At 68.8% G+C, this 8,931-nt stretch carries 8 protein-coding genes; 2 read left to right on the top strand and 6 right to left on the bottom strand.

The genetic code is table 11. The features are described from left to right. Positions 1 to 115: 115 nt before the first annotated feature. Both AB0M65_RS38775 and AB0M65_RS38770 read right to left on the bottom strand, forming a co-directional pair. On the bottom strand, positions 116 to 1,366 hold the full coding sequence (locus tag AB0M65_RS38775; RefSeq protein WP_364039900.1) for an MFS transporter: 1,251 nt from the start codon (positions 1,364 to 1,366) through the stop codon (positions 116 to 118). Continuing rightward, a complete protein-coding gene (locus AB0M65_RS38770) occupies positions 1,363 to 1,941 on the bottom strand; it encodes a winged helix-turn-helix domain-containing protein (protein ID WP_364039897.1) in 579 nt (192 codons plus the stop codon). Before AB0M65_RS38770 ends, AB0M65_RS38775 begins: the two co-directional genes overlap by 4 nt. A gap of 718 nt (positions 1,942 to 2,659) precedes the next feature. Between AB0M65_RS38770 and AB0M65_RS38765 the strand changes: the two genes are divergently transcribed. Both AB0M65_RS38765 and AB0M65_RS38760 read left to right on the top strand, forming a co-directional pair. Then, positions 2,660 to 3,604 (top strand): 5'-3' exonuclease, encoded by a 945-nt coding sequence (locus AB0M65_RS38765; RefSeq protein ID WP_364039894.1) that lies wholly within the window; start codon positions 2,660 to 2,662, stop codon positions 3,602 to 3,604. Beyond that, entirely contained in the window at positions 3,601 to 4,569 is a 969-nt protein-coding gene (locus AB0M65_RS38760; protein WP_364039891.1) for a pirin family protein, read from the top strand. Before AB0M65_RS38765 ends, AB0M65_RS38760 begins: the two co-directional genes overlap by 4 nt. On the opposite strand, the gene AB0M65_RS38755 is transcribed toward AB0M65_RS38760, so the two are convergent. The 4 genes from AB0M65_RS38755 to AB0M65_RS38740 are packed head-to-tail and all read right to left on the bottom strand — an operon-like array spanning position 4,566 to position 8,352. Continuing rightward, on the bottom strand, positions 4,566 to 5,786 hold the full coding sequence (locus AB0M65_RS38755) for a GNAT family N-acetyltransferase (RefSeq protein WP_364039888.1): 1,221 nt from the start codon (positions 5,784 to 5,786) through the stop codon (positions 4,566 to 4,568). The two genes, AB0M65_RS38760 and AB0M65_RS38755, sit on opposite strands and share 4 nt — an antisense overlap. Before the next feature lie 45 nt (positions 5,787 to 5,831). Then, the gene (locus AB0M65_RS38750; RefSeq protein ID WP_364039885.1) at positions 5,832 to 6,236 is read right to left on the bottom strand and encodes a DUF4333 domain-containing protein; all 405 of its coding nucleotides are present in this window, start codon (positions 6,234 to 6,236) and stop codon (positions 5,832 to 5,834) included. Positions 6,237 to 6,270: 34 nt separating this feature from the next. Further along, on the bottom strand, positions 6,271 to 7,470 hold the full coding sequence (locus tag AB0M65_RS38745) for a GNAT family N-acetyltransferase (protein WP_364039882.1): 1,200 nt from the start codon (positions 7,468 to 7,470) through the stop codon (positions 6,271 to 6,273). A gap of 42 nt (positions 7,471 to 7,512) precedes the next feature. Then, complete coding sequence (locus AB0M65_RS38740) at positions 7,513 to 8,352, bottom strand: DUF4333 domain-containing protein (RefSeq protein WP_364039879.1); 840 nt, start codon at positions 8,350 to 8,352, stop codon at positions 7,513 to 7,515. Between the last annotated feature and the right edge of the window lie 579 nt (positions 8,353 to 8,931).

Genomic DNA, 8,931 nt, shown 5'->3' with positions numbered 1-8,931 from the left:
GTTCGGGGTGGTGGGGGCCCTTCGTCCTCGTACGGGGTCGTACGCGGTCGACGGGCCCGCGCCGCCAGGAACCACCTGGGCGCGAAGACCACGAACGAGATTTGCCAGACACGCCCTAGTCGGTCCGGGGCCCCTGGCTCACCAGCCGGTCACCCTCGATCGGGGCGGGATCGTCGAGTCGCCGCCAGACCGGGAAGATCGCCGGGAAGGTGGTGGCGATCAGGTACATGCCACCGAACACCGCGAGCGCGCCGACGAGCCCGACGCCGTCCAGCAGCAACCCGGCCGCCATCGAGCCGACCGGCATCGCGGCGAGCACCCCGCCCACCAGAAGGCTCAACACCCGGCCCCGGACGGCTTCGGGCACCCGCTCGTAGACCGCCGGGAGCACGATCGGGTTGAGCGCGCCCGCCCCGATCCCGGCAACCACCAGACCCGCGAGCAGGACGACCGGGCTGGGTTCGAGCGCCAGAAGCGCGAATCTGGGCGCGCCTTCGAGGGCGACGGCGGCCAGTAACGCCGAGCGGCGCGAAAACCGGTGGCCCATCCAGCCGTAGAGCGCGGAGCCCAGTAGCCCTCCGGTGGCGACGGCGGTGATCATCGCGCCGATGAGCGCGGTGCTGTGCAGGACCTGGTCCCCGTACGCCGGATAGAGAACGCCGACGAGGCCGAAGTCGAGACTGTTGGTGAGCATCAGCATGCCGACGAGTGCGCGCAGTACCTTGTCGCGTTTGACGTAGCCGAGCCCTTCGCGCAGTTCCTTGAGGTAGCCGCCCGAAGTCGGCCTCGGCGGGCCTGCCACCGCCGGGATCAGGGCGAACACCAGCGCGGCCGACAGCAGTAGCGCGCCGGCGTCGACGAACAGCACAGGGATCGGCCCGATCAAGGCGATCAGCGCACCCGCGGCGGGTCCGCCCACCATGCGGCCGGTCCTCATCGCGGCTTCGACGGCGCTCGCGGCGCGGCTCGTGCGGATCCCGCCCGCCTCGGCGATTCCCGCGAGCAAGACCTGTTTCGCGGTGTCGGCGGGTCCTCGGGACACGCCCATCACGAAGGACAGCGCGATCAGCCCCGGCAGACTGAGCCCCGTCGTGCTGACGGCCAGCGGGATCAACAGGACCGTGACGGTCGTCAGCAGATCCGCACCGACGCTCGCGCGGCGAGTGCCGACGCCGTCCACGATCGGCCCGCCCAGCAGCGCGGCGGCCATCAGCCCCAGCACCTCGGCCGCGGTGACAAGGCCGGTTTTGGTGCCGCTGCCGGTGCTCTGCAGGACGAACCAGGGAATCGCGATCAACGTCGTCATCACCCCGGCCGAGGAGATCCCCGAAGCCGCGACCAGGGCCCCCAGTGGCACTCTGCTCACGGCTGTTCCGGCCGGGATCGTCTCGGGAAGGCCGCCCAGTGGACACGGACCTGGGTGTCGCCGTCCTTCTCCGGACGGCGGTAGCGGGCGATCACCTCGAGGATCTCGTCGCTCAGCGCGGCCGCCTCGTCGGGAGTCAGCGGGAGTGGCGAGTCGTGAAAGCTGACCTTGTCGATCCACTCGTCGGCCCAGTCCCGTACCTCGGCGACGAACTGCGCTTCGGCGGCGTGGCGCCGCTCGATCATCGTGTGGGCGTACGCGTTGAAAGGACCGGCGAGGTCCGGGTCGTCGATGAAGTCCTTGGCCTGCATTTGGTCGCCCTCGTGCACGGCCTTCCACCACCGGTCGCGTCTGCTGCCGAGTTCGGCGTCGTCCGTGATCAGACCGCATTCGGCCAGCTGCCGCAAATGCCAGCTGGTGGTCCCGGAACTCTCCCCCACCCGCTTCGCCAGACCGGACGCCGTCGCCGGGCCGTCCTCTCGCAGCAACTCCAGGATCCGGACCCGCAGCGGATGCGACAACGCCCGGAGAAGCCGGCCGTCGATCCGCGCGAGATAGCGCTCGTTCTTCCCCATGACGGTCAACCTACAATCGCAGAGATATCTTTGCAAAGAGTTCTCTGTGATTTCTGGCCTGAAATAGGTCGCTTCTGAAGTTTGACTTCGAGTTAAGTCGAGGTTTTACGGTCTGCGACACGACTACTTCAACGCCGTACCAGCTCGCCGTCGTGATCAGCAGCGTCCGTGAAGGCCGACTTAGGTCGTGAGTGTTTCGGGTCGTTAGGGCCAAGCGTGTCTTGGGCACCTACTGGATTTGGCTGCGGGGCTGATCGTGGGTCAGGTCCGTGAAGGCTTTCTTGCCTACCCTGAAGGTAGTAAGGAGACCTTCACTACCTTCAGGTCGCCGCCGTGGTCTCAGGTGCACCAGCAGGTCTGCGGCCGCGCGTGAAGGACCCCTTCCCTCGGCTCAGCCGAGGAAACTCGACCTTCACACCTTCCCCAGTACAGGAAGGCCCCCTTCCTGTACCTAGGCGCAAGGAAGGGGGCCTTCCTGTACCTCAGGCGCAAGGAAGGGCGCCGGTACCGAGGGGGTCGGGTCTCGTGAGTGTTTTGGGTCGTTAGAACAACCCAAAACACTCACGACTCCTTACTGTCGGTGCCCGCCGCTAACTTTCTCCCCGCACCGAGAAGAAGACCTGACCCGGGTGAAGGAGTCCATGATCGAGATCTGAGTCCATCACCGCGCAGGGCGCGGCAAGTGGGCAGGGCGGGCTGGTCGTGGCAGGCTGTCCGCGTGACCGGACCACTCGCCCTCCTCGATTCCGCGAGCCTTTACTTCCGCTCGTTCTACGCCCTGCCCGAGTCGATGACCGCCCCGGACGGGACGCCGGTCAACGCCGTACGGGGGTTCACCGACACCGTCGCCCGGATCCTCACCGACCGGCGGCCCGCCCGGCTGGTGGCCTGCCTCGACGCGGACTGGCGGCCGAAGTTCCGCACCGACCTCCTGCCCAGCTATAAGGCGCACCGAGTGGCCGAGGAGGTCCCGGAGGGCAGCGACGTCGAAGTGGTGCCCGACACCCTGACGCCGCAGGTACCGATCATCCTGGAGCTGCTGGAGGCGTTCGGGCTCGCGACGGCCGAGGCGGCCGGGTACGAGGCCGACGACGTCATCGGCGCGCTCGCGGTCCACGAGAAGAAGTCGCCGGTCGAGGTCATCACCGGTGACCGCGACCTGTTCCAGCTGGTCCGGACCGATCCGACGCCCACGGTGGTCATCTACGTCGGCAAGGGCTGGAACAAGGCCGAGATCCTCGGTCCGGACGAACTCGCGGAGAAGTACAGCATCCCGGCCGCGAACGCCGGCCCCGCGTACGCCGACATGGCCGCGTTGCGGGGAGACCCGTCGGACGGGCTGCCCGGCGTCGCCGGGATCGGCGAGAAGACAGCGGCGAAACTGATCACCCAGTTCGGTTCGCTGCAGGAGCTGATCGACGCCTCCACCGCCGGGGACTCGCGTGTGCCGCTCAAGACGCGGCTGCGGCTGACCGAGGCCGCCGACTATCTCGCGGTCGCGCCGACCGTCGTCCGGGTCGCGGCCGACGCCCCGATCGTGCAGTCCCGCTCGGACGTCGTGCCCTCCGAACCCGCCGATCCGGACAAGGTCGCGGAACTCGCGGAGCGCTGGAACCTCGGTCGTTCGGTGGAGCGTCTGCTGGCCGCACTCCCGAAGCCGTGAGCAACACCGAACCCGACCCGGCCGAACTGCTCTGCGGCGATCGGCCGGGCGAAGGCGTCACCGTGCTGACCCCGCGCGACGTCCCGCTCGGCGGGCCGCGTGCGATCCGCGTCCGCCGGACGCTTCCGCAGCGGCAGCGGTCCCTGATCGGCGCGTGGTGTTTCGCCGACCATTACGGGCCCCAGGACGTGTCGGAGTCCGGCGGGATGGACGTCGCACCGCATCCGCATACCGGGTTGCAGACCGCGAGCTGGCTGTTCAGCGGCGAGATCGAGCACCGCGACAGCATCGGTACCCGCGCCATGGTCCGGCCGGGCGAGCTGAACCTGATGACCGGCGGGCACGGCATCGCGCATTCCGAAGTGTCCACATCGGACACCCGGATGCTGCACGGCGTCCAGCTGTGGATCGCGCTGCCCGGCGAACATCGTGACACCGCGCGGGATTTCCGGCACTACGCGCCACCTGAGGTCCAGCTCTCCGGCGCCACCGCGCGGGTCTTCCTCGGAACTCTCGCCGGGACCACGTCACCGGTCACGGCGTTCACTCCCCTGCTGGGCGCCGAACTCATCGTGGACCCCGGCGCGACGCTCGCCCTCGATGTCGATCCCGCCTTCGAACACGGTGTCCTCCAGGACATCGGCTCGGTCACCGTCGCCGGAACCGCGCTGGCTACCGGCGAACTCGCCTATCTCGCGCCCGGCGCGGGACGGCTGGAACTGGCCAACCCCGGCACCGAACCGGCAAGGGTGCTCCTCCTCGGCGGGCCGCCGTTCACCGAGGAACTGGTCATGTGGTGGAACTTCGTCGGCCGCAGCCATGAGGAGATCGCCGAGTACCGCGAGGCGTGGCAAGCCCAGTCCGGCCGGTTCGGCCGCGTCGAGGGCTACCAGGGCACCACGGCGTGGCTGCCCGCACCCGCGTTGCCGCGGGTGCGGATCAAACCCCGGCGTAATACGCCCTAGAAAAACGTCCCGCACCACGGGGCCCGCGCGGTGTGGAACAGCGTGTCGGCACGGGCGACGGCCGCCTCGTCCAGCACTTCGACGCGGCCCGCGAGCACCAGGTCGCTGAACAGTCCGTTGCCGAGATACAGCGACGCCAAGGTGTCGACGTCCAGCCGCAGGTGCGCCGCCGCGGTGGAGCGGTCCGCTCCGTCCGGGCCGACGGCGTAGCGGCCGTTGTTGTCCGGAAGCTGCTTGTCGAGCACTTCGAGCACCACGGGGTCGGCCGCCCCGTAGGTGCGGGCCGCCAGTGCGGCCTGGACGTCGACGAGCCGGACCCACAGGTCGTCGATGATCTCCGTGGTGTTCACCGCGCGCGGGTCGGTGAGCAGTTCGGCGATCGGCTCGTCGACCGGACGGCCTCGGCCCGCGACCGCGGAGACCAGGTCGACCGACAGCAGGAAGCGCCACAGCGCCGCCCACGCCCGCGGTGTCGCCGCGTGCAGTTCACGGATGTCGAGGAGCGCACCACGCTCAGGCGCCTGCCGGTCGCGCTGGTCGATGGTCTGGTAGATCACGAAACCGTCGTCACCGTCCGGTCCACTGTGGATGGCGACACGGTAGCCGTCGTCACCGGTGACGACCCGCTCGAAGAAGCCAGGCCACCACTGCGCGGGGCGGGCGACGAAACCCGGCCGTGTGCCCTCGAACCGTTTGTACAGCGCGGGAACGCGCTCGACGGCCTCGGACTGCGTGACGAGTCTGACCACCCCGTCGCGTCCCACACCGTCACGCGGCCGGGCACGCGGGCGTTCGACCACCACGCCCTTCCCGAAGGTGGCCGCGCCGTAGCCGAAGCGGCCGTAGATCACGCCCTCGGACGCGTGGAGCGCGGCCAGCGGCACACCGCGTGCGGCGATGTCTTCCAGCTGGGCGGCCATCATCGTGGTGAGGACACCGCGGCGGGTCCAGTCGGCGCGGACGCCGACACCGTCGACGGCCGCGGTGACGAGCTTCCGTCCACCCGGGACGGTGAGTTCGGTGTCGAAGGAACTGGCGATTCCCACCGGCGTGCCGTGGTCGTCGAACGCGGCGAACTTCCCCGCCGCGGGCCAGGACGGGGCCATCTTCGCCCAGGCTTCGTCGGCCGACGGCCTGGCGTGCAAGGCTTGTTCGAGTACTTCGAGGCAGGCCCGCTGTTCGCCTTCGGCCACGGCGCGCACGTGGAATTCACTCATGGCAACAGATCCTGCCGTCCGGCACCGGGGAATCCCAACCGGTTTTCAGCTGGGCGCGCCGACCTCGTAGCGGCCGTCCTCACCGGTGACGGTGATCGTGACGGTCTTGCCCTGCCCGCCGACCTGGACGGTGCAGCTGAACGTGCTGCCGTCCTTGACGGCCTGGTTGGCCGGGCACAGCACGTCGCCGACTTCGCTCACCTGGTAGGTCTCGGTGAGGATCTTCTTCACGTCGGCCTGCATGGTCCTCGGGTCGAAAACTCTGCCCGGAGCGCTCGCGGACGACGAGCCGCCCGACATACCGCCGGGCGTGCTCGACGACGCGCTGGCCGACGGCGAGACGGTGACGGTCTTCGTCGGCGGCGCGGGCACCGGCGTGTCCGAGCACGCCGTCAGTACCGCGAAAGCCGCACAGCACAGACCGACCGTCGCGACGGCTCGCCTGCTCAAGCTTCTCCACCCCCGGGAACGTGATCTTCCAACGTCAGAAGAAGGTACCGCACCAGGGGTTCACCCGCGTGCCGAACAGCAGGTCCGCCCGCTCCAAGGCGGCCTCCCCGGTCGCGCGTACCCGACCCGCGACGGCGAGATCCGACGCACGCCAGCCACCGAGGTACAGCATCGCCAAGGTTTCGGCGGTCAGCTCGAGGTCCGCCGGATCGGTGGTGCGGGCGGCACCGTCCTCGGAAAGGCGGTAACGGCCGGAGTTGTGTTCCAGGAAGGGATCCGTCACTTCGATCACGACCGGCTCACCGCGGTAGGCCCGCGCACCGAGCATGGCGGCGACGTCGACCAGCCGGAGCCAGCCCTCGTCCCGAATCTTCAGCACGGCCACCTGCCTCGGGTCGGTGAACAGCAACTCGATCGGTTCGTCGAGCGGCCGTTTCTCGGCGATAATGCGATCGACCAGGTCCACGGACAGCAGATAGCGCCACAGACCGGCGAACGCGTCGGGGCTCGCGTGGTGGAACGAAATGATCTTCAGGAACACCGGCTCGCCAGGGCCGGGCCTTTCGACGAGGTACGTGACGTACCCGTCGACACCGTCCGGGCCGCGATGCACGGCCGTCGAGGCGGGAGTGGTCGCCTTGCGCACGTCGCGTTCGTAACCCGGCCACAGGTACGCGCTCCTGTCGATCATGCCGGGACGTGTGCGTGGGAGCGCGTCCCACAGCGAAGGCCACTGTTCGACGGTGCTTTCCAGATCCAGCAAGGAGATCTGCCCGCCGGACGGCACCTCGGGACGGAGCCGCGCGCGGTGCCTGTCGACCTCGATCGACTTACCCCGCGCGGCGATGCCGTAACCGAACCTGCCGTAGATGGCGCCTTCGGACGCGTGCAGCATCGCCGCCGGGACGCCACGGGCGGCGAAGTCCTCGAACTGGGCACGCATCAGGTTGGTCAGAACGCCGCGGCGGGTGCGATCCGCGCGGACACCGACGAGGCTGACCGCGCCGATCGGCACGGTGCCTTCGCCGGGCAGCGTCACTTCCGAGTCGAAGGACCGGACGGTGCCGATCAGTTCCGGGTCGAACGCGCCGAACGCGCGGTCCGGCTGCATCGAAGCGGAGATCGAGGGCCATTCCTCGTCGGTCGTCTCCTTGACGTGCAAGGCACGCCTGAACAAATCCAACGCGGCTCGGTCCTCGTCGGCCCGGAGCAGCCGGACTGAGTAGTCGCTCATGGGGACGATCATGCAGGATCGACCGCCCCCGGCGCCTGCCGTTTACTTGGGGACGGCGGGCGGAGAGACCTCGTAGTTGCCGGTGTCACCCTTCACGGTGATCGGCACTTCCTGCGGCTTGCCGTCGATCGTGGCGGTGCAGGCGAACTTCTCGCCGTCCTTGACCTCCTTGGCCGGGGGGCAGGAGACCGCGCTGACGTTCGGGATCTGGTAAGTCTCGGTGAGCAGCTTCTGCACGTCGGTCTGCATCTGTGTGTTGTTGAAGACCTGGGTGTTGAACCAGCCCGGCGTGACGAACCCGAGGACGCCGACCGCCGCGATGATCACCACGAGCGCGCCGATCCCGATGAACAGCCCCTTCTTGGGCTTCGGCTTGTCCTGCGCCTCGCCTTGGGTGCCGGTGAACTGGTTCTGGCCGTACTCGTACTGGCCCTGCTGCTGCGGCTGCTGCCCGTACTGCTGCTGGGACTGGTCGTAGCCAGGCTGCTGCTGCGGGCCGCTCTGCGGGTAGCCGGGCTGCTGCTGCGGCCCGGACTGGGGATAGCCCGGTTGCTGCTGCGGCCCGGACTGCGGGTAGCCCGGTTGCTGGCCGTATTGAGGCTGCTGCTGACCCCACTGGGGTTGCTGCTGCGACGGCTCGTAACCCGGCTGCTGCTGCGGATACCCAGGCTGCTGCTGGGACGGGTCGTAGGGTGCGGGCTGCTGGCCCCACTGGGGCTGCTGCTGCCCCGTCTGCGACGGGTCGTACTGCGGCTGCTGCCCCCACTGCGGCTGCTCCGGGCCGCTCGGCGGTTGAGCTCCGCCCGGCTGTTGCCCGTAGCCCGGCTGCTGCCCCCATTGGGGCTGCTGCTGCGGGTCGTTGCCGCCATACGGCGTGCTCATCGTTCGCCTCCGCCTGTTCCGCCATCGTCAGCGGCCGTTCTTCCCTGGCCGTCGTGGGCGATCCAACCACAGGTCGACGCCCCTGCCCACTGTTCCAGGGTGGTGTCGGGCCAACTGGACGCGACCGTGCTCACATCGGCGCGGGATCGAATCGGCCGGTCAGCCCAATGCCTCGTGAGTGGTCGCGTCAGAACGTCACTTGCCACGCACGACCACCCGAGGCTGGTCCGCTTCCACGCCGCGAGGGGTTCACGCCAGGTCCGGCCGCACCTTCCTCCGGAGTGCTCGCGATGTCTTGAAGGCCCCCTTTGCGACGTTGAACGTCTCAAAGGGGGCCTTCAGGACATCCAGGCGGCACCGGTACCGAGCGGGTCGGGTCTCGTGAGTGATGACGGTTCTAACCCCTCTTTATCACTCACGACCCCCTGGAGAATCGCACACGTGGGCACGAATCGGGCATTGTCAAGGCGCGGCTCCGTCGGCCGCCCCAAACCCGCGCCGCGAAACCTCTGCCTTGAAGCTCGCGAAGCAGACCTCACGACCTCAAGACAGAGACTCGGTCAAGCCATATTTGCCTTG

Source organism: Amycolatopsis sp. NPDC051071 (genome assembly GCF_040682875.1).
Taxonomy (GTDB): domain Bacteria; phylum Actinomycetota; class Actinomycetes; order Mycobacteriales; family Pseudonocardiaceae; genus Amycolatopsis.
Note: the sequence above shows the minus strand (reverse complement) of the source record. Positions and strands in the feature narration are given on the sequence as shown.